Origin of the sequence: Proteus sp. HMSC14B05 (genome assembly GCF_001808035.1) — a bacterium.
Classification (GTDB): Bacteria; Pseudomonadota; Gammaproteobacteria; order Enterobacterales; family Enterobacteriaceae; genus Proteus; species Proteus mirabilis.
Map to the genome: position 1 here is coordinate 1 of NZ_KV792004.1, position 1,151 is coordinate 1,151.

Consider the following 1,151-nt stretch of genomic DNA (forward strand, 5'->3'; position numbering starts at 1 on the left):
TAAGCCGTAGGTCACAGGTTCGAATCCTGTAGGGGCCATTTAAAATCAACACCTTATGCGATTTTTAAAAAAATCTGCGAGATATGCGGGTCAAGTAACGGGTCAAATTAGCATTACCATTTTTCGCTTTTAACCCACTCTTCATAGACATGTTCAGGCCAACCTAAAAATGTACCACCTTTCGTTTTTTGTGGTCTTGGAAACTCCTTTCTCTTTGCATACATTCTCCATAACGTAGTTTTACTTTTCTCTGTCGATTAAATTGGGCTGTGTTGATAACAGTATTGAAACGCCACTCGACGTTAATAAACAGTCACTTATTTGGAACGACTCTGCAGTTATAGAGGACGGTTCTATTCTCGTGAGAATGCGTGAGATAGAAGAAGCACAGAAAGCGGAAAAAATACAGACAGAAAGAAGAGGAAGAAAGCTAGGATAGCATAAATAACATTCATTCATATTAATATAAAAAGATAATCACAATATAATAAATCTTTATATTGTGATTATCAATTATTCTAAAAATTAGACACCAAAGTTAAAAGTGAGAACAGCCTCCCCGATAAAATCTAAACCATTAGATAAATCTATTCCTTTTTTACTTAATTCATCTTTAGATAAAATAAAGGTACCATTTGAATTACCATGCCTGAAATTTGATTGGAAAACTTGACCTGGAATTAGAGCCAAGGCATTTTTATCAACACCTGATTGTTGTTCTGATGTCCAACCATTAGTTGGCCCTTTGTATAGGACGTTGTTGTAGCTTTTTCCTGTAATTGCAACATCGTTTGCCCGTGAAATAAATGCTGGTTTACCATCGACCGTAGCATCACTCCATATGAAATCAGCCGCTCCAACTGTATTTTCAGGATTTGCTTTATCAACTAAATGAAACCATTCTGACGTATTATTAACACTTAATTCCGTGTCACCATAAGTATCAGACGCAACAAATGTTAAATATGTTTTTGCATCGCATTCAACCGTAACGACATTATGAGCTACAATGCCAGAGTAAGAGTAAATTTTCGATTGAGGGATAAGTGATGGGCTTATTCTTCCATAATCAAAAAGGACATCACTTTGTGTCGCCCCATTAATAGTACAAGTTGGCGGCTTAATATCACCGTTGATTTTTAAGTTAGCTA

General features: G+C 35.9%; 2 protein-coding genes and 1 pseudogene. 1 reads left to right on the plus strand and 2 read right to left on the minus strand.

Annotation, left to right across the window (positions count from 1 at the left end):
• Positions 1 to 113: 113 nt before the first annotated feature.
• Positions 114 to 254 (minus strand): annotated as a pseudogene (locus tag HMPREF3129_RS19070) (helix-turn-helix transcriptional regulator); the annotation flags it as partial.
• 8 nt (positions 255 to 262) lie between these two features.
• Here HMPREF3129_RS19070 and HMPREF3129_RS19190 point away from each other — a divergent pair.
• Positions 263 to 439: a phage tail fiber protein gene (locus HMPREF3129_RS19190; RefSeq protein WP_441295502.1), complete on the plus strand. Its 177-nt coding sequence runs from the start codon at positions 263 to 265 to the stop codon at positions 437 to 439.
• A gap of 86 nt (positions 440 to 525) precedes the next feature.
• On the opposite strand, the gene HMPREF3129_RS17245 is transcribed toward HMPREF3129_RS19190, so the two are convergent.
• The coding region (locus HMPREF3129_RS17245; RefSeq protein WP_254668263.1) for a fimbrial protein at positions 526 to 1,151 on the minus strand (626 nt) is incomplete at its 5' end.